This is a genomic window from Lutibacter sp. (assembly GCF_041562875.1).
In the GTDB taxonomy this organism is placed as follows: Bacteria; Bacteroidota; Bacteroidia; order Flavobacteriales; family Flavobacteriaceae; genus Lutibacter.
The window spans coordinates 1-20,238 of sequence record NZ_JBFFOE010000030.1 but is presented as its reverse complement, the minus strand read 5'-3'; the positions used below and the strand labels follow the sequence as shown (position 1 = coordinate 20,238).

The 20,238-nt window shown below is 31.9% G+C and carries 13 protein-coding genes and 1 pseudogene; 1 reads left to right on the top strand and 13 read right to left on the bottom strand.

Annotated features, from left to right (window positions below):
- Positions 1–55: 55 nt before the first annotated feature.
- From ABY863_RS06255 to ABY863_RS06205, 11 genes are all read right to left on the bottom strand, one after another.
- A complete protein-coding gene (locus tag ABY863_RS06255) occupies positions 56–1,801 on the bottom strand; it encodes a SulP family inorganic anion transporter (RefSeq protein WP_372793403.1) in 1,746 nt (581 codons plus the stop codon).
- Positions 1,785–3,527, bottom strand: a complete 1,743-nt coding sequence (locus ABY863_RS06250) for a SulP family inorganic anion transporter (RefSeq protein WP_372793402.1) — start codon at positions 3,525–3,527, stop codon at positions 1,785–1,787. Before ABY863_RS06250 ends, ABY863_RS06255 begins: the two co-directional genes overlap by 17 nt.
- A gap of 83 nt (positions 3,528–3,610) precedes the next feature.
- Positions 3,611–4,633: a Holliday junction branch migration DNA helicase RuvB gene (ruvB, locus tag ABY863_RS06245; protein WP_372793401.1), complete on the bottom strand. Its 1,023-nt coding sequence runs from the start codon at positions 4,631–4,633 to the stop codon at positions 3,611–3,613.
- A 74-nt stretch (positions 4,634–4,707) separates the two neighbouring features.
- On the bottom strand, positions 4,708–6,459 hold the full coding sequence (locus ABY863_RS06240; RefSeq protein WP_372793400.1) for a cbb3-type cytochrome c oxidase subunit I: 1,752 nt from the start codon (positions 6,457–6,459) through the stop codon (positions 4,708–4,710).
- A 33-nt stretch (positions 6,460–6,492) separates the two neighbouring features.
- Positions 6,493–7,503, bottom strand: a complete 1,011-nt coding sequence (locus ABY863_RS06235; protein ID WP_372793399.1) for a cytochrome c oxidase subunit II — start codon at positions 7,501–7,503, stop codon at positions 6,493–6,495.
- Between the two features lie 95 nt (positions 7,504–7,598).
- Complete coding sequence (locus ABY863_RS06230; RefSeq protein WP_372793398.1) at positions 7,599–8,936, bottom strand: quinol:cytochrome C oxidoreductase; 1,338 nt, start codon at positions 8,934–8,936, stop codon at positions 7,599–7,601.
- 28 nt (positions 8,937–8,964) lie between these two features.
- Complete coding sequence (locus ABY863_RS06225) at positions 8,965–9,519, bottom strand: cytochrome c (RefSeq protein WP_372793397.1); 555 nt, start codon at positions 9,517–9,519, stop codon at positions 8,965–8,967.
- A 5-nt stretch (positions 9,520–9,524) separates the two neighbouring features.
- Positions 9,525–10,049, bottom strand: coding sequence for a DUF3341 domain-containing protein (locus ABY863_RS06220; protein ID WP_372793396.1), 525 nt, complete (start codon positions 10,047–10,049; stop codon positions 9,525–9,527).
- Entirely contained in the window at positions 10,042–11,433 is a 1,392-nt protein-coding gene (nrfD, locus tag ABY863_RS06215) for an NrfD/PsrC family molybdoenzyme membrane anchor subunit (protein ID WP_372793395.1), read from the bottom strand. The genes ABY863_RS06220 and nrfD overlap by 8 nt, the downstream gene beginning before the upstream one ends.
- 35 nt (positions 11,434–11,468) lie before the next feature.
- Positions 11,469–14,525, bottom strand: a complete 3,057-nt coding sequence (locus ABY863_RS06210) for a TAT-variant-translocated molybdopterin oxidoreductase (protein ID WP_372793394.1) — start codon at positions 14,523–14,525, stop codon at positions 11,469–11,471.
- 32 nt (positions 14,526–14,557) lie between these two features.
- Positions 14,558–16,129 (bottom strand): c-type cytochrome, encoded by a 1,572-nt coding sequence (locus ABY863_RS06205; protein WP_372793393.1) that lies wholly within the window; start codon positions 16,127–16,129, stop codon positions 14,558–14,560.
- A gap of 217 nt (positions 16,130–16,346) precedes the next feature.
- On the opposite strand from ABY863_RS06205, the gene ABY863_RS06200 reads away from it, so the two are divergent.
- The gene (locus ABY863_RS06200) at positions 16,347–16,718 is read left to right on the top strand and encodes an SPOR domain-containing protein (RefSeq protein WP_372793392.1); all 372 of its coding nucleotides are present in this window, start codon (positions 16,347–16,349) and stop codon (positions 16,716–16,718) included.
- A 68-nt stretch (positions 16,719–16,786) separates the two neighbouring features.
- Here ABY863_RS06200 and infB read toward each other — a convergent pair whose 3' ends face one another.
- Positions 16,787–19,705, bottom strand: coding sequence for a translation initiation factor IF-2 (gene infB, locus ABY863_RS06195; protein ID WP_372793391.1), 2,919 nt, complete (start codon positions 19,703–19,705; stop codon positions 16,787–16,789).
- Positions 19,706–19,746: 41 nt separating this feature from the next.
- Positions 19,747–20,238: pseudogene (locus ABY863_RS06190) on the bottom strand (transcription termination/antitermination protein NusA); the annotation flags it as partial.

Sequence of the window (20,238 nt, the reverse complement as noted above, 5' to 3'; positions counted from 1 at the left end):
TTAGTTTTTATGTTTTTGTGATTCAAGTTACATAAAATTTTATTTTTAGAAAAATTTAACGATTCGTTTGTTCTACATATCTATTAAAATTACGAATATTTTCTTTATTATTTGTATTTTTATCAAAAGAATCAACAGCTTCTTGAATACTCATGAAACAGTTTTTATAGCTAATTTCTTTCATGATTTCACTTTTTTCAAAAACATCTCTCACAGGACCTTTCATCCCCGTAAAAGCAATATCAATATTCAAATTATTATATTTTTTTATAATTTCATATAACATATAAACACCCGAACTATCAATACTATTTATACTTTCTCCATCAATTATAATAAGTTTTAAATTCGCCCCTTTTTCTGTAACATATTCATCTAACTTATCTTTAAAATACTGAACATTTGCAAAATATAATTGTGCATCAAACCGTATTATTAAAATAGCTTCATGAACCTCTAAAAGCCCTTCAAATCTTTCTATATTTCTATAGAAATGAGTACCTGACACTTTTCCTAAAATAGCAATATGAGGTTTTGTGCTTCTATAAATTAACATAGATATTGATAAAATAACACCTATGAATATTCCCTCTTTTATTCCAACAACTGCAGTTATTATAAGAGTACTATTCAAAATTATTAGTTCTCTTTTCGAATATTTTAATATTTGTTTAGGGACTTTAAAGTCAAGTAATCCATAAACAGCCACTATAATTATTGCTGCAATAATTGACTTTGGTAAATAGTAAAAAACTGGAGTTAAATATAGTAAGGTTAACCCAATTACAACGCTCGCAATTATTGCAGCCATTGGCGTTTTTGCTCCTACTTCATTATTTACAGCTGTTCTAGACAATCCTCCAGTTGCAGGATATGTTTGAAAAAATGAACCTATAATATTCCCCATTCCTATGGCAATTAACTCTTTATTTGCAATTACTTTATAGGTGTTATTATGCTTTAATTCAATTGCTTTTGCTACTGATATTGCTTCTAAAAATGCAATAAAAGATAACGTCAAAGCAATTGGAAATAATTCCTTCATTATTTCAATATTAAAACTCGGCATTTTAAAAGATGGCAATCCTTCTGGTATATTTCCTATTATTTGAACTCCAGCCTCATCTAATTTTAAATATTTCACAGCTAAAATCCCAAATACTACTACAACTAAAGCTGCCGGTATTTTTGTTGTTATTCGTTTAAAGAAAATTAAAATTAAGATTGAAATTCCTCCTATTGCAAAAGCGATATAATTAATATCTTTTAAGTGTTGAAATAGCTCTATTATTAAGCTATGTAACTTATTATCGCTTTGAATATTAACGCCAAGTAAATGCTTTAATTGACTGAATGCAATTATTAGAGCAGCTGCAGATGTGAATCCACTAATTACTGGTCTTGATAAAAAATTAACTAAAAATCCTAGTTTAAATAATCCAAATATTACTTGTAAAAATCCCATCATAAAAGCTAGAAGAATAGCAAATTCAATAAAATTTTCCGTACCAATTTCTGCTAATGTTGCAACTCCTGATGCTACAATTAATGAATCCATAGCTACAGGACCCACTGCTAATTGTCTAGATGTTCCAAAAATGGCATAGATAATTTGAGGAATCATAGCGGTATACAAACCGTAAATTGGAGGTAACCCTGCAATCATGGCGTATGCTATACCTTGTGGAACCAACATAATTCCAACTGTTAAACCTGCCGAAAGGTCTCCTTTTAACCAAGATTTGTTATAATTTGGTAACCATTCAAAAATTGGAAATATATCTTTAAGACTTAATTTCATTTTTACACTCTTTAAAAATTTTCACAGAACAATTCTCACATATATTGCTCTCTAACTTATTGTAAATTGTAGAAATAGCAGTATTCTTATCTTTAAAGAAATTTTCATAACCTATTCTTTCTGAAAAACCTCCATTATTTAGAACATCTTGACTAATAATTTTTAAACCAACAAAATAAATGCCACCTCCTCGTTCCTTCCATTTATCAACTTCATGAGTTAACCATTCTGCTCCAGCTAAATCGATAAAATTAATTCCATTTGATAAGACTAAAACATGTTTGTAGGTGTTTTTTTCATACATATTCATAAAAAAGTTTGAAACTTCTTCAACGGCACCAAAATAAAGTGACCCATCAATACGTATCACTTTTATTTGTGGACATTCTTCTACTGAAGAATCTCTGATTATATTCACAAATTTTTTCTCATTATTTAAACCTAACTCGGCCACATTCGGTTTTGAAGTACGTTCTAAATAAAAAATTAATGATACTGCAATTCCTAAAATTACCGCCTGTTCTAAATGCAAAAATAAAGTTCCTAATAAAGTTAAACTGAATACAAATAGTTCTCTTTTACTACTCGCATAAATTAGTTTTATATGTTTAAAATCAATTAAATTGTAGCCTACCAATAAAATAATTCCTCCCATTGCAGGTTTGGGTAAGAAAGAAGCATATTTGGCTCCAAATAATAAAACAAGTATTAAACCAAGTCCAGCAATAATTGCTGAAAGAGGTGTTTTAGCTCCTGCCTGATAATTTACACCTGAACGCGTAAAAGAACCCGAACTTGCATAACATGAGAAAAAACTAGGAATTATATTTGACAACCCTTGTCCAATAAATTCCTGATTGTTATTTAACTTTTGATGTGAATGTAAAGCAACGGCTCTTGAAATTGAAACCGCTTCAACCAAACCCAAAAGTGCTAAAACAATAGCTCCAGGAAATAATTTCTGCATCCAATCAAAATTGAAATCAGGAACTTTAAAAGGTGGTAAATGACTTGGGATATGACCAACTGTTTGAATACCTGAATTTTCTCCACCCAAATAAATTGCTAGTAAAGTTCCTAAAACCATTGCAATTAACAAATTAAATCTTCCTATTTTCTTTATAAATTTTTTTATTATAATAGCTATTAAAAGTGTTACTAAAGCAACAATTAAAGCATAATAATTGGTTTCCTTAATGTGTAAAATTATATAATTTACAACTTCATATATTTTAGAACCTTGGGGTACATTTATCCCGAAAACATGTTTTAATTGTTTAAATGCAATTAAGATTCCTGCCCCAGCTGTAAAACCAATTACAACCGAGTTTGAGACAAAATCAACAAGTTTTCCCATTTTAAAAAGTCCCATTAACAACTTAATAACTCCAGCCATAAATGACAATACAATGGTCATAGAAATATATAAATCTATTTCATTTTCTGGATGATAATATTTTGTGATAATTGCAAAAACAACAATTGAACTTGTAGTTGTTGGACCAGATATTAAGTGATATGAAGACCCCCAAAGCGCTGCAATAATAGGAGCTATCATAGCAATATAAAATCCGTAAACTGGTGGCATCCCCGCTATTAATGCAAAAGCAACTGCTTGTGGAATAACTATTATAGTTCCTGTTAATCCAGCAATTAAATCATCTTTCCAAGATTTTTTCGCTAATGGAAGCCAAGTTAAAAAAGGAAATAGTTGTTTAAAACTCATTGTTAACTTTCAAGTTTATAATTATTTACAAGACAAAAGTACAGTGAAGTATTTTTAGTTTTGTGATAACAATCACAAAATTATTAAAATAGCTCTCCTTGATTAAGTCCTTTTATTTTACCCAAATGTTTATATGCAAGTTCTGTTACTTCACGTCCACGTGGTGTACGCATAATAAAGCCTTCTTGAATTAAAAATGGTTCGTAAACTTCTTCAATGGTCTCAACATTTTCACCTACCGCAGTTGCAATTGTGCTAATACCAACTGGCCCTCCTTTAAATTTATCAATAATGGTATTTAAAATTTTATTATCCATTTCATCTAAACCGTGTGCATCAACATTTAATGCATTTAATGCATATTTAGCTATATTAATATCAATAGTACCATTACCTTTAATTTGAGCGAAATCACGAACTCTACGAAGTAATGCATTTGCAATTCTTGGTGTTCCTCTACTTCTACCTGCTATTTCTATTGCTGATTCCATTGAAATTGGAACTTTTAAAATAATTGCACTTCTTTGAAGAATTGTAGTTAACAATTCTGTACTGTAATATTGTAATCTACTACTAATCCCGAAACGAGCTCGCATAGGTGCAGTTAACAAACCTGAACGTGTTGTTGCACCAATTAAGGTAAATGGTTCTAAATCTATTTGAACTGTACGAGCGTTTGGCCCAGATTCAATCATAATATCAATACGATAATCTTCCATTGCTGAGTATAAATACTCTTCAACAATTGGACTTAACCGATGAATCTCATCAATAAATAATACATCACGTTCATTTAAATTGGTAAGTAAGCCAGCTAAATCTCCTGGCTTATCTAATACAGGACCTGATGTAATTTTTAAGCCAACATTTAATTCATTGGCAAGAATATGTGCCAACGTAGTTTTTCCTAATCCTGGAGGACCGTGAAACAAGGTGTGATCTAAAGCTTCACCTCTTAAATTGGCTGCTTCAACAAAAATTTTTAAATTTTCTAATACTTGTTCCTGACCTGTAAAATCATCAAAGGTTAATGGACGTAATTTTTTTTCAACATCCAATTCTTCAGAAGTAAAATCTTTTTTTTCAGGATTCAAGTTTTCGTTCATAGAAACAAAGATAGCAGAAATAAAAAAACCTTTCTAAAAAAAGAAAGGTTTTCATTTTATAATATTTTATCTTTTTAAGATTCCTCTTCCCCTTCCATTAAAGGTGTAGTTTGAGAGACAAAATCTTCAGGTTGTCCTGGTTTACTATAATCATAAGGCCAACGATGCACTGTTGGTAATTCTCCTGGCCAGTTTCCGTGAACATGCTCAACAGGAGTTGTCCATTCTAACGTATTTGATCTCCAAGGATTTTGTTCTGCCTTTTTCCCTTTATAAATACTAATAAAGAAATTTGCTAAGAATATTAACTGTGCTGCACCACCTAAAATTGCAAATAAAGTAATTACAATATTTACATCCGCTACATCATCAAAAAGCGGAAATGCGGTGTTTGAATAATATCTTCGTGGTAGACCTGCCAAACCAATAAAATGCATTGGGAAGAAAACCCCATATGCTGCAACAGCAGTTATCCAAAAATGCCAATACCCTAATGTTTTGTTCATCATTCTTCCATACATTTTAGGGAACCAATGATAAACACCCGCAAACATTCCGTAAATAGCTGATACACCCATTACCAAGTGAAAGTGAGCAACAACAAAATAAGTATCGTGCACATTAATATCTAAAGCACTATCTCCAAGAACCAAACCAGTAAGTCCCCCAGAAATAAATGTTGAAACCAAACCTATTGAAAATAGCATCGCCGGATTCATTTGTAAATTCCCTTTCCAAAGTGTGGTGATATAGTTAAATGCTTTTACAGCTGAAGGAATTGCAATTAATAAAGTTGTGAATGTAAACACGGATCCTAAGAAAGGATTCATACCAGAAACGAACATATGATGTCCCCAAACTATGGTTGATAAAAAAGCAATTGCTATAATGGAACCAATCATGGCTCTATAACCAAAAATAGGTTTTCTTGAGTTTGTTGAAATAATTTCAGAAGTAATTCCTAATGCTGGTAATAAAACTATATAAACTTCAGGATGCCCTAAGAACCAAAATAAATGTTCAAACAAAACTGGCGAACCTCCTTGGTAATGCAATACTTCACCCTGAATAAAAATATCTGACAAAAAGAATGATGTTCCAAAACTTCTATCAAAAATTAAAAGTAAGGCTGCAGATAATAAAACAGGAAATGAAACTACACCAATAATAGCTGTTACAAAGAAAGCCCAAATTGTTAAAGGCAATCTCGTCATTTTCATTCCAATAGTTCTTAAATTTAAAACAGTTACAATATAATTTAAAGCTCCCAGTAAAGATGAAGCAATAAATATAGCCATAGAAATTAACCAAAGTGTCATTCCCATTCCTGATCCTGGAATCGCTTGTGGTAAAGCACTTAATGGTGGATAGATTGTCCAACCAGCTGCTGCAGGTCCTGCTTCAACAAAAAGTGAGCAAACCATAATTACACTTGATAAAAAGAATAACCAATAAGAAACCATGTTTAAAAATCCTGATGCCATATCTCGGGCACCAATTTGCAATGGAATTAAAAGGTTACTAAAGGTTCCGCTTAAACCAGCTGTTAAAACAAAGAACACCATAATAGTACCGTGAATGGTTACAATTGCAAGATAAATATCCGGTGACATTACACCTCCATCCTGATGGCGACCTAAAAACGCTTCTATTATACTAAATGAATGGTCTGGCCAAGCAATTTGCAAACGGAATAACATAGACATAAATACCCCTATTACTCCCATAAAAATACCAGTTACAAGGTATTGTTTAGAAATCATTTTATGATCTTGACTAAAAATGTATTTAGTTACAAATGTTTCTTTATGATGATGATCTGACATATTATATTTTTTTGTTAGTAGTGTAGTTAGTTTTTATTGAACAACAACTTGAGCCATTGTTTTTTGATCTTTCAACCAAGCATTAAAATCGGCTTCTTCCTGAACAACAATTTTCATTTGCATGTTGTAATGTGAAGAACCACAAATTTTATTACAAAGTAATAAGTAATCAAATTCATAAGGATCTTCACCTTTATCAGCTCTAATTTTATTAATCCCTTCAACTTTAGCTATCGTTTTATCATTTGCTCTCATTTCTTCAGTAGTCATACTTGGTGTGAAAGCAAATTGAGTAACCATTCCCGGAACGCAGTTCATTTGAGCTCTAAAATGAGGCATATAGGCTGAATGTAAAACATCTTGTGAACGAAATTTAAAAATAACTTTTCGTCCTTTAGGTAAATGTAGTTCTCGTGTAGGAACATCATCATTCGCATTTTTATCAGTCATATCAACACCCATTGTGTTGATTCCTTTGATATTACGCACGTTGGCTAAACCTAACTCATTATCTTCCCCTGCATAACGTGCTTCCCATTGAAATTGCTTAGCATACACTTCAACAATTAATGGATTTTCAGCATCCGAAGCATCCATAACATCATTCCAAACTGAAAGTCCATAAAGTACAATTCCAGATAAAACTACTGCAGGTACAATAGTCCAAATCATTTCCAATTTGTGACTATCTGCATAAAACAATGCCTTTCGGCCTTTAATACCTCTATATTTAAATGCAAAATAAAATAGTAAAAATTGAGTAATTGCTTGTACAAATAAAATTAGTAACATGGTTACTAAATATAATGTATCATAACTTTCTCCTTCAATTGAAGCTGCATCCGGTAAAAGAATTACAGAATATTTCCAAAAAGAAAATATCATTAAACCATAGAAGAAAATTCCAAAGGCTGCAAATAAAATTCCCTGGGTATTATTGTCTTTATCAGTAGCTATTGTACCCTTTAAATTGAGTATACTTGTTATTTGCCAAATAGCTACGGCAAGCACAATTGCCAATAAAACATAAAGTAATGCTGTCATATTTTTTTGTTAGTAGTTAGTATAGTGGTGCCAAATATAAAAAAAATCCTGAATAAAACGTATTCAGGACTCTTTTCTATCTAATTTTTTATGCTTTAATAGTGAAAATGTTCACTTTCTTTTATAAAAGGATTCCCTTTTGCTAATAATGGAGCTTTTGTTAATGCATTGAAAACAACAAATATAAACACTCCTAAAATTAATATTGCTGAACTTATTTCAGAGATACCAAAAAACCATTGATCTCCAACAGTTGCAGGCATCACCATTACAAAAATATCAATGTAATGTCCAATTAAAATTACAATTCCGGTACAAACTATAAACCAGTTTACACGTTTATAATCACTGTTCATTAATACTAATAATGGAAATACAAAGTTTAATACTACCATGCCTAAAAATGGTAATCTATAATCATTAAATCTTGTTACAAAGTACGTTACCTCTTCAGGAATATTAGCATACCAAATTAACATAAACTGTGAAAACCATAAATACGTCCAAAAAATACTAAACCCAAACATAAATTTAGCTAAATCATGTAAGTGGCTATTATTTACAAATTCTAAATATCCTTTTCCTTTTAAATATATTGAAACCAGTGCAATTGTAGTGATTGCAGAAACTATCATACTTGCAAATACGTACCATCCAAATAATGTACTATACCAATGTGGATCTAAAGACATAATCCAGTCCCAAGACATCATAGATTCTGTAACTAAAAAGAATACTAAAAATGCTGCTGAACGCTTGAATAATTTGGTGTAGTTGCTTATGTCTGAAGCATTATCTTGTGCCAACGTTAATTTTCTTGAATGTTGTTGGTACCAAATCCAACCAGCCATATAAATAGCAGCTCTAATTAAAAAGAATGGAACATTTAAATAACCTGCTTTATTTTGAATTAATTCATCATGAGCAACTACTTCAGGATCCATCCAAGTAAATAAGTGATTCATATGCAATGAAGACAATACAAAAAATACAAATAATAATATTGCACCCACTGGCAAATAGGATGCTATTGCTTCCATAACTCTAAAAAGCACTATAGACCAACCTGCTTGAGATGCGTGTTGAATTGCGTAGAAGGCTAATGTGCCTAATGAAATCATAAAAAAGAAAAACAACGCAATGTATAATGATGACCAAGGCTTGTTTTGTAATAAATGTAATACATGCTCAGCATGTGCATCATCTGAATGCGCTTCAGTTTCAACGTCAGCTGAAGTATCATGAACCGCAACTTCTGCTTCTGCTTGATGAGTTGTAGCTACTTCACTATGAGTCTCATGGCTATCTTGCATCATTAGTTTAACATCTTCTACTGAACTTGGTGTAGATAAAAACCCATAACCAACTCCTAAAAGTCCAATAATCATTAGAGCGAATGAAAATGTTTTTAATTTACTTGAAAAGGTATACATATTCTTAAATTCTATCTTAGTAAAAGTGTTATTTTAATAATTCTGTTCTTAACTGATTTGCATACATTGTTACTTGCCAACGTTCTTTAGCTGTTAATTGAGAAGCATGTGATCCCATCATATTTCTTCCATACATAATAACGTGGTAAATACTACCTTCAGTTATTTCTCTGTCTTTATAATTGGGAACTCCTAAAAACTTTTCACGTTGTACCAATACACCATCACCTGCTCCAGCTGAACCGTGACAAGAAATACAGTAAATATTGAACATTTTTTTTCCATTTGCTAAATTAGCTTCATTTGTCTCCAATGGATTTTTTGAATCTGCTTTAGCTGCATCATATCCCTCATTTGTATTCTCAAAATCATATGGTATCTGTCCACGTGAAATAGTTCCTTCAGCAGGAAGTTGAGTTGTCATACCATTTGCATAATTTGGGTTTGTAGAATATGTTTCATATCCAACAGACTTATACATATCAGGCATATACTGGTAATTTGGCTTTGTTTTATCACTCCAACAAGAGGATACTATAAATGTAAAAGCCAATGCTATTGTTATTTTTAAAATGTTTTTCATTTTAATTAGTGCTTTTCCGTTACTTTAATTTCTACAGTTCCTGTTTTTTCCAAGAATGAAACTAATTCAGCTTCATTTCCGTCAACAGAAACTTCCATCACAAACATATCATCAGTTGTTCTTGGATCTGGGTTTTCAGCTTTTTTGAATGGCCATAATTTACTGCGCATATAAAAGGTAATTACCATTAAATGTGCCGCAAAAAATACTGTCATTTCAAACATAATTGGAACAAATGCTGGCATATTTTGAATAAACGTAAAACTTGGTTTACCACCAATATCTTGAGGCCATTGTTCAATCATCATATAATTCATCATCCAAATAGAAAATACAAAACCTACACAACCATACATAAAAGCTGTAATAGCAATTCGTGTTCCTTTTAATCCCATGGCTTTATCTAAGCCATGAACTGGGAAAGGTGTGAAAATTTCTTCAATATGATAATTTGCTGCACGAACTTCTTTTACAGCATCCAATAGGATATCATCATCATTATACATTGCTTGTATTACTTTATTACTCATGATTTCCGTCTCTTAATTTTTTAAATTGTTCACCTGATGACTTCAATATAGATTTAACCTCTGCTTGTGCAATTACTGGGAAGGTTCTTGCGTATAATAAGAATAACACAAAGAAGAAACCAATAGTTCCAACATAAATTCCAATGTCAACAAAAGTTGGTGAGAACATAGTCCAAGATGATGGTAAATAATCTCTATGTAAAGAAGTTACAATAATCACAAATCTTTCAAACCACATTCCAATATTAACAACTATTGAAATAAAGAATGAGAACATTATACTTGATCTTAATCTTTTAAACCACATAAATTGTGGTGAAAGCACATTACAACTCATCATTAATAAATAAGCCCACCAATAAGGTCCGGTTGCTCTATTTAAAAACGCATATTGTTCATATTCAACACCTGAATACCAAGCAATAAATAACTCTGTAATATAAGCACAACCAACTATTGAACCTGTAATCATAATTACAATGTTCATTAATTCAATGTGTTGTTTTGTAATATAAGCTTCTAAGTTTGAAACTTTTCTCATAATAATAAGCAAGGTATTTACCATTGCAAATCCAGAGAATACAGCTCCTGCAACAAAATAAGGAGGGAAAATTGTGGTATGCCATCCTGGAATTACTGAAGTAGCAAAATCAAAAGATACAATTGTATGTACTGAAAGTACTAATGGTGTAGCTAAACCTGCTAACACTAATGAAACTTCTTCAAAACGTTGCCAGTCTTTAGCTCTACCGCTCCATCCAAAACTTAATAGACTATATATTTTCTTTTGAAATGGTCTTACTGCTCTATCGCGTAACATTGCAAAATCTGGTAATAAACCTGTCCACCAAAATACTAATGAAACTGATAGATAAGTAGAAATTGCAAAAACATCCCATAATAATGGCGAGTTAAAGTTGGTCCAAAGTGTACCAAATTGATTTGGAATTGGCAATACAAAATGTGCATTCCAAACACGACCCATGTGAATTACCGGAAATAAACCTGCTTGAACAACAGAAAAAATGGTCATTGCTTCTGCAGAACGGTTAATACCCATTCTCCATTTTTGACGGAATAATAAAAGTACTGCTGAAATAAGTGTACCAGCATGACCAATACCTACCCACCATACAAAGTTGGTAATATCCCATGCCCAACCTACAGTTTTATTTAATCCCCAAACTCCAATTCCAGTTCCGATGGTGTATATAATTGACCCAACACCCCAAAGGAATGCTAAAAGTGCAATTGTAAAAGCTGTCCACCATAATTTATTGGCTTTACCTTCTACAGGAGCGGCTACTTCAACAGTAATATCGTGGTAGCTTTTATTTCCATCGATTAAAGGTCTTCTTATAGGTGCTTCGTAATGAGACGACATAATTCTTATTTAATTATAATCTATTAATATTCTTTCTATGCTTCTTGAGTATTCCTAACTTTTACATGATAAACCACGTTTGGTTTTGTACCAATATGCTCTAATAAATGATAAGCTCTTTTATCCTCTGTTAAACTTGTTACGGTATCTTCTTTATGATTGATATCTCCAAATACCATAGCATTAGTGCTACAAGCATTAGAACAAGCAGTTTCAAATTCATTTGTATTTACTGGTCTGCCTTCTTTCTTAGCTTTTAAAATAGTTGCCTGAGTCATTTGAATACACATAGAACATTTTTCCATAACACCACGTGAACGAACAGTAACATCTGGGTTTAACACCATTTTACCTAAATCATCATTCATATTATAGTCAAAATTATCATTTTCTGGGTATTCAAACCAGTTAAATCTACGTACTTTATAAGGACAGTTATTTGCACAGTAACGTGTTCCAACGCATCTATTATAAGCCATTTGATTTTGACCTTGACGACCGTGAGAAGTTGCTGCTACTGGACAAACTGTTTCACAAGGTGCGTGATTACAGTGCTGACACATTACTGGTTGAAAAGCTACTGAAGGATTTTCAGATGGGTCTTCTAAATCAGACATTGTATTTTTATAGCCAAGAACTCCAGTTCCATTTTCTTTTGTTTCTACATCACCTGCAAAATCTTCTTCATGAGAATAGTAACGGTCAATTCTTAACCAATGCATATCTCTTGATCGTCTAATTTCATCTTTTCCAACAACAGGAACATTATTTTCAGCGTGACATGCAATAACACAAGCTCCACAACCTGTACAAGCATTTAAATCTATTGAAAGATTAAAATGGTGCCCCATTGATCTATCGAAAGATTCCCATAAGTCAACCGTAGTTGCTTCAACTTCATTATGATCTAATGAAACCATAGGAACTTTATTCCATTCTTTTGAATCTATAGTGTTATATTCTTCTAAAGTAGCTTCCTTAATAATATCACCTCTACCCATTAAGGTATTTTGTAATTGTACACAAGCAAATTCATGCTCACCTTCAACCACTTTTAAAGTAACATCGGCTTGAAAATTATTAAAGTTTTTATAAAATTGGTATCCATTCTTACCAGTTTTCATTTCATCTTTTAAACCTTGAGTACGCCCGTAACCTAACGCCAAACCTAAAGAACCTTTTGCTTGACCTGGTTGGATAAACACTGGTAACGTTTCGCTAACTCCATTTACTGTTAATTCAACTAAACTACCATTTAAAGCTCCGTTAGCAACGTTATAATTTACTACACCAATTGTTTCAGCATCAGCTTTTGAAATTGTTAAGTAATTGTCCCAAGAAGTTCTTGTAATTGGATCTGGGAATTCTTGTAACCAAGGATTATTAGCCATTTGACCATCTCCTAAACCAACTTTAGTGTATAAAGCTAATTCAAAATTACTTCCTTTTATTTTTGCTAATTCTGAACCAGCAGCATCAACATCAACTTCTAAAGCAGAAACTTCCCCTACAACTTCTGATGTAAAAACACCATCGTGTAAAGCCTGGTTCCAAGAAGTACCATTTAACACTTCTGTATTCCAAGTTTCTTTAAGAAAATCATAATAAGTAGCAGTGCTACCTGTCCAAGTTAATAATGCGTCTTGAAACTGACGTGTGTTAAACAATGGTTTAATTGTTGGTTGCATTAAGCTATATTGTCCTTTTTTAATAACAACATCTCCCCAAGATTCTAAATAATGTGGAGTTGCTAATGCATATTGAACAGCATTTGCTGTTTCATTATCTTGCATAGTAAATGCAACTGATAATTTTACTTTTTTCAATCCTTCAACAAATTCTGTTGAATTAGGTAATGAATAAACAGGATTTGAACTGTTAATTATAACGGCTCCAATTTTACCTGCATTCATATCGGTTATTAATTGAGCAACATCAGCATCGTTTCCTTTTCTAACATTTTTAGTAACAACTACATCAATTACTTCACTATTAATAGCGTTATTAATTGCTAAAGCTAATAATTGCGCATTTTTATCTTGAATCCCTGTGATAACAACTGCTTTACTACCTGCCTTTTTTATTTTAGTTGCTGCCTTTTGAATAGCATCATTTAAAGGACTAGCTTCTCTTGTTGATATTCCCTTAACTACAGCTTGGTATAATTTAATAAGTGCCAAGTTTTGTTCAGATGGTTTTACCATTAAACGTTTATCGGCATTTGCACCTGATAACGTCATATTTGATTCAATCTGAATATGGTGAGACATTTTTCCTTGATTTGGAACACGTCCTTTTGCATAACCTGAATCAAATCCTCCACCTTGCCAATCTCCTAAGAAATCTGCTCCAATAGAAACAATAACCTCTGCTTTTTCTAAATGATAATCAGGTAAAGCTCTTGAACCGTATATTGCTTCAAAAGCATCTAAGGCTGCAGATTCAGAAACTGCATCATATACTACATGATTTACGGTTCCGAAAGTTTCACCTAAATTATTAATTAACTTTTTAGTAGATGGACTCGCACAAGTTCCTGTTAAAACTGCAATTGGCAATCCTGATTCTTTAACTTCATTTAATTTTGAAATTATTTGCAAATCAGCATCAGCCCAAGAAATATCAGTTCCATTTGCTTTAGGCGATTTCAAACGAAGACTATCATATAATGATAAAACAGAAGCTTGCACACGTGCATTTGTAGTTCCGTTTGCTTCTTTGTTTGGTTCAATTTTAATTGGACGTCCTTCTCTAACTTTTACCAATACATTTGCTAAATCAAAACCATCAGCCATGGTAGTTGCATAATATTCAGCAACACCAGGAATAATGTCATCTGGTTTAATTACATAAGGAATTGATTTTACTACAGGACCTTCACAAGCTGCTAACGAAGCTGCTGCTGTTGTAAACCCTACATACTTTAAAAAGTCTCTACGAGTTGTTGATGAAGCTTCCAGGTTTTCTTTATCTCCTAAAAATACATCCGTTGGGATTTCTTCAACAAACTCGTTTTGTCTTAACGTATCAACAATAGAACTATTTTCTTTAAGTTCTTCAACACTTTTCCAGTATTTTTTGTTTGATGCCATTTTATATTTTGTTATTTACTTTGTAATTAATATTAATAGTGACATTTACCACATTCTAAACCTCCCATTTGAGCTTCAGTCACTTTTTCTACACCATACTTATTAGCTAACTGATCGTGGATATTTTTATAATACCCATTCTCTGTTAAATCTACTTCAGTTTCTCTGTGGCAAGTAATACACCAGTCCATTGTTAATGGTGAGAACTGACGAACTTCATGCATTGTTTCAACTGGCCCATGACATTTTTGACATTCTAAACCTGCAACTGTTACGTGCTGCGAGTGATTGTAGTATGCAAAATCCGCTAAATTGTGAATTCTAACCCATTCAATAGGTTTTTCTACAGCACCTTCAATGTATTTAAGGTTATCTTTATCCCAACCTACGGCATTGTATATTTTTTGGATTTCATTATCTAAATCCTCTTTAGTATGACCATCAAATAATTCACCTTTGTATTCTGTAATAGTTTTATGACAATTCATGCAAACATTAGCTGATGGAATACCTGAAGTTTTACTATTTTTTGCCGAAGAGTGACAATATTGACAATCTATTTTATTATCCCCAGCATGTACTGTGTGAGAAAATGCAATTGGCTGAATTGGTTGATACCCTTCGTTTAAATCAATTTGCATTAACCATCCAAACAACAACCAAGCTCCTAATAATAAGAAAAATAATATTGCTAAGAAACGTAAGAAAGGGTTGAAAAATAATGTTTTCAACATACTCCCCGTAGATTCTTCACCTTCAACTACTTTTTTATTAATTGTTAAAGAAACAATAATTACCAGTATTAAAAATGCTAATATAGTAAGCGCTAAAGTTGGCAAAACACCAAAACCAGGTTTATTAAAAATTTCTTCATCTTTAGCTGATGTTGCCGTTGAAGCAGCAACTTCTTTCACATCACCAACTGCTAAATATTTTAATAAGTCATCTAAATCTTCATCAGAAAGTTGAGGAAATGGAGTCATTCCTATTGGAGAATATTCAGAAGCCGTTTTTGCTAATTTATCACCTGATGCTATCAAAGCAACATTATCTTTAATCCAAAGTTTCAACCACTCGTTCTCATATTTATCACCAATATTCAATAATGGAGGACCAATTAATTTTCCTTCCAATTTGTGACAAGCAGCACAATTTGTTTTAAAAATTTTCTTCCCACGTTCAACTCCTGGATCTACTTCCTGAGCTACAGATTCACTTTCAGAAGCAATTGGTTCACCTTTTGTGTACTCTAAAATATCAATAATATCCTGATCAGATAATTGAGGGTTTTGCGTCATTGGCAATTTATTGTTCTCTTCGAAAACTTGAATTGCTAATTTATCTCCTGATTTAATCATTCCTGGACTATCTTTAATCCAAGAAATTAACCAATCTTGCTCTCTTCTTTCTGTAACGCCTTTTAAAGCTGGTCCTACTAATTTTGCATCTAATTTATGACAAGCTGCACATGTGGACTTAAATAGTTTTTCTCCATTAGCCGCATCACCTTCTTGAGCTGATAAATTAAGTGAAAATAGTAAAAGGAAAACAAGACTATTAACGACTAATCTTGATAATTGACTGTGTAATTTAACACTTTTCATACTTAAAAAAAATATTTTTTCTTGTTTGGTACAATTTTTTCATTTAAAAATATATGACTTAAGTCATTTTTTAAAGGATTTGACAAAAGTAGCATTTATATACAAACCTCAAAATGTTATAATTGTGTTAAATGTAATTTATATTCATTCTAAATAACGTTTAGATTCATATAAATTTAAAGGAAAAACTATAAATTTGAATAAAAATTAAAAATATATGATTATTTCACGAAAAAAATTATTATTTACTGCTTTTTTAGCCTTTTTATTAAATGTTGCAAATTCATATGCACAAAATGAAACTGAAAAAATTAACAATTTAATTGAACAAAAAAGAGATTTTAATAAAAAAAATAAAAACTCAATCGTATTTAAGATACAATTATACAATGGAAATGAGACACAAGCATACCGAATAAAGCAAAATTTTAATGCTGCTTATCCTGAATACACAACCAAAATCATTTATAAATCCCCTGAATGGAAGACTCAGGTTGGTGATTTTAGTACACGCTTAGAAGCAGATAGGATATTAAATATTATTAAAGATAAATTTTCTGGAGCTATTGTTTTAGAAGATAAAATATAATATCAATTTAGACATAAAAAAAAGCGTGCATTCTAGAATGCACGCTTTTTTATGGTTACTAATTAACATTAGTTTCTTTTCAATTTCTTTTTAATTTCAACTTCATGATAAGCTTCAATTACATCGCCTATTTCTATATCATTAAAGTTTTTAATTTGAATACCACAATCAAATCCTTTTGTTACTTCCTTAGCGTCATCTTTAAAACGTTTTAGAGCTGTTAATTCACCTGAATGAATTACCACACTATCTCTAATAATTCTAATTTTAGAAGATCGAAGTATTTTACCACTTATAACCATACAACCTGCAATGTTTCCAACTTTAGAAATTTTATAAACCTCTCTAATTTCAACATTTCCTAGTACCTCTTCTTTGATTTCTGCAGATAACATTCCTTCCATTGCATCACGTAAATCATTGATTGCATCATAAATAATAGAATATGTCCTTACATCAATTTCTTCATTGTCAGCCAATAATCTAGCGTTTCCTGAAGGTCTTACATTAAATCCAATAATAATTGCATCAGATGCAGAAGCTAATAAAACATCCGACTCAGTAATTGCACCAACTCCTTTATGGATGATATTCACTTGAATTTCAGCCGTAGATAATTTTTGGAATGAATCTGTTAATGCTTCTACAGAACCATCAACATCTCCTTTTAAAATAATGTTTAATTCTTTAAAATCACCTAAAGCAATTCTTCTTCCTATTTCATCTAATGTAATATGACGTTGTGTTCTAACAGACTGCTCACGTTGTAATTGTGCACGCTTTGTAGCAATTTGTTTTGCCTCTTTTTCATCCTCAAAAATATGAAATTTATCACCTGCCTGTGGTGCGCCATCTAAACCAAGTATTGAAACTGGTGTAGAGGGACCTGCTTGTTTTAAATTATTTCCACGCTCATCAAACATAGCTCTTACTTTTCCACTGTGTTTTCCAGCTAACAAATAATCACCAATTTTTAATGTTCCTTCTTGTACTAAAATTGTTGATACATATCCTCTACCTTTATCTAATAATGCCTCTACTACTGTACCTACAGCGTTTTTATTTGGATTTGCTTTTAAATCTAACATTTCAGCTTCTAACAATACTTTTTCAAGTAATTCATCTACACCTTCTCCTGTTTTTGCGGAAATATTATGAGATTGTATTTTACCTCCCCAATCTTCAACTAATAAATTCATAGCTGAAAGTTGTTCTTTAATTTTATCAGGATTAGCTGTTGGCTTATCTATTTTATTTATTGCAAATACAATTGGAACACTTGCTGCTTGCGCGTGACTAATTGCTTCTTTTGTTTGAGGCATAATATCATCATCCGCTGCTATTACAATAATTACAATATCCGCAACTTGTCCACCACGAGCACGCATTGCTGTAAAGGCTTCGTGACCTGGTGTATCTAAAAATGCTATTTTTTGACCCGTTTTAAGTTTTACACCATAAGCTCCAATATGTTGTGTAATACCTCCTGATTCTCCTGCAATTACGTTTTCTTCACGAATGTAATCCAGTAATGAAGTTTTACCATGATCTACGTGTCCCATAACAGTTATAATTGGAGCTCTAGGCTCTAATTCTTCAACTGTATCTTGATGTCCTTCAATAGATTCTTCTACTTCAGCACCAACAAAATCTACCGTATAATCAAATTCTTCAGCAACTATCACAATCGTTTCAGCGTCTAAACGTTGATTCATTGTCACCATCATTCCCAAAGACATACATGTGGAAATAATATTAGTTACAGGAATATTCATCATGGTAGCAATTTCACTAACCGTAACAAATTCAGTTACTTTTAGTATTTTACTTTCAAAAGCTTCTAATTCTTGATTTATATCAGATTGTTCTCTATGATGCTCTCTTTTATCTCTTCTATATTTTGCTCCTTTACCTTTTTTAGATTTCCCTTGTAATTTTTCTAAAGTTTCTCTAACCTGTTTTTGTACATCAGCTTCAGTTGGCTCAACTTTTACAAGTTGTTTTCTTGCTCCAGCTGCTGGTCTTATAGGGCCTCTAGGTGGTCTTTGTCCAGGAGTACCAGAACCAGCTGGTTTTCGTGGATTAAGTGGTTGTGCTTTTTTTACAATTCTTCTTCTTTTCTTTTTATTTGCTTCAGCCTCAGCTTCCTTTTTAACAACAGCTTCTGGTTTTTTCTTTTTAGGTCTTTCAAACTGCTTTAAATCAATTGTTTTACCCGTAAAATTGGGTCCACTTAATTTTTTATATTGAGTTTCAATTGTTTGAGATACTGGTTGTTCTTCTTTATCCTCATTTTTAACAACCTCACTAATAATCCCTTTAATAGGCTCTTTAGTAACCTCTTTTAGTTTTACTGTAGGAGTTCCTTTTTTTGGAGTTTCTTTAATATCAACCTTAGGTTCCTCCTTAAATACTTTTTTAACTGGAGCTTTAAAAGTTTCAGGACTTTTATCTTTTATCTTTTCAATTACGCTTGGCTTATCATTTTCAACTTTTGGCGCTTCAACTTTTGGTGCTTCAACTTTAACTACATCAACTTGTTTTGGTTTATCAACCACTACATGTTGTTTTTCTTCAACTTCAATCGCTTTTACTTCTTCCTTCTTTGGTGAAAAAACTTCTTCTTTTTTTGGCTCAAGATCTATTTTACCAACAGTTTTAACTTCTAACTTTTCAGCTTTGGCTTTTACGACAACTTTTTTGGCTTCTTCTTCAAGGCGTTTTTGCTCGAGTTTTTCATCAAGAGCAATTTTAATTGCTTCTTTCTCTTTTCGTTTTTCTTCACCAACCTCTTTTGAAGCTACTTTTTTACTTTTATCAGTTTGAAAACCATCTAAGAGTATTTTGTATTCTTCATTAGATATTTTGGTTGTTGGTCTTGCTTCTATTTCAAAACCACTATGAGCCAAATGCTCAACAGCTCTATCTAACGAAATGTTTAATTCTCGTAATACTTTGTTTAGTCTCAATGTTTTGTCGTCAGCCATATAATTAATTTTAAGCCTATTATTGTTGAATTTTCAAGAAATTAATCCTCAAATTCTTCTCTTAATATTTTTTGAACTTCTAAAATAGTTTCTTCTTCTAAATCAGTTCTTTTTAAAAGTTCTTTTACGTCTTTTTCTAATACGCTTCTTGCAGTATCAAGACCAATTTTATTGAATTCTTGAATTACCCAAGCTTCAATTACATCAGAAAATTCTGTTAATTCAACATCATCCTCTGCCTGTACACCTTCTCGTTGAACATCTAATTCGTAACCTGTTAGTTGTGATGCTAAACGTATATTTACTCCATTTTTCCCAATAGCTTTAGAAACTTCTTCAGGTAATAAATAGACATCTACTCGCCCTTTTTTACCATCTTCCCTTCCCTCTTCTTCGTGAATTACCATAGATACTACTTTTGCAGGGCTCAATGCTCTTGCAATAAAAAGTTGGGTATTTTTAGTGTAATTAAGTACATCTATATTTTCATTTCCTAATTCACGTACAATTCCATGAATACGAGATCCTTTCAT

What these genes read in the sequence shown, in the direction of transcription:
- ABY863_RS06250 (WP_372793402.1), bottom strand. Translation starts at nt 3,527, where the DNA reads ATGAGTTTTAAACAACTATTTCCTTTTTTAACTTGGCTTCCATTAGCG.
- nrfD (WP_372793395.1), bottom strand. Translation starts at nt 11,433, where the DNA reads ATGTCGTCTCATTACGAAGCACCTATAAGAAGACCTTTAATCGATGGA.
- ABY863_RS06200 (WP_372793392.1), top strand. Translation starts at nt 16,347, where the DNA reads ATGATTATTTCACGAAAAAAATTATTATTTACTGCTTTTTTAGCCTTT.
- ABY863_RS06235 (WP_372793399.1), bottom strand. Translation starts at nt 7,503, where the DNA reads ATGACAGCATTACTTTATGTTTTATTGGCAATTGTGCTTGCCGTAGCT.
- ABY863_RS06240 (WP_372793400.1), bottom strand. Translation starts at nt 6,459, where the DNA reads ATGTCAGATCATCATCATAAAGAAACATTTGTAACTAAATACATTTTT.
- ABY863_RS06210 (WP_372793394.1), bottom strand. Translation starts at nt 14,525, where the DNA reads ATGGCATCAAACAAAAAATACTGGAAAAGTGTTGAAGAACTTAAAGAA.
- ABY863_RS06220 (WP_372793396.1), bottom strand. Translation starts at nt 10,049, where the DNA reads ATGAGTAATAAAGTAATACAAGCAATGTATAATGATGATGATATCCTA.
- ABY863_RS06205 (WP_372793393.1), bottom strand. Translation starts at nt 16,129, where the DNA reads ATGAAAAGTGTTAAATTACACAGTCAATTATCAAGATTAGTCGTTAAT.
- ABY863_RS06255 (WP_372793403.1), bottom strand. Translation starts at nt 1,801, where the DNA reads ATGAAATTAAGTCTTAAAGATATATTTCCAATTTTTGAATGGTTACCA.
- ABY863_RS06225 (WP_372793397.1), bottom strand. Translation starts at nt 9,519, where the DNA reads ATGAAAAACATTTTAAAAATAACAATAGCATTGGCTTTTACATTTATA.
- ruvB (WP_372793401.1), bottom strand. Translation starts at nt 4,633, where the DNA reads ATGAACGAAAACTTGAATCCTGAAAAAAAAGATTTTACTTCTGAAGAA.
- infB (WP_372793391.1), bottom strand. Translation starts at nt 19,705, where the DNA reads ATGGCTGACGACAAAACATTGAGACTAAACAAAGTATTACGAGAATTA.
- ABY863_RS06230 (WP_372793398.1), bottom strand. Translation starts at nt 8,936, where the DNA reads ATGTATACCTTTTCAAGTAAATTAAAAACATTTTCATTCGCTCTAATG.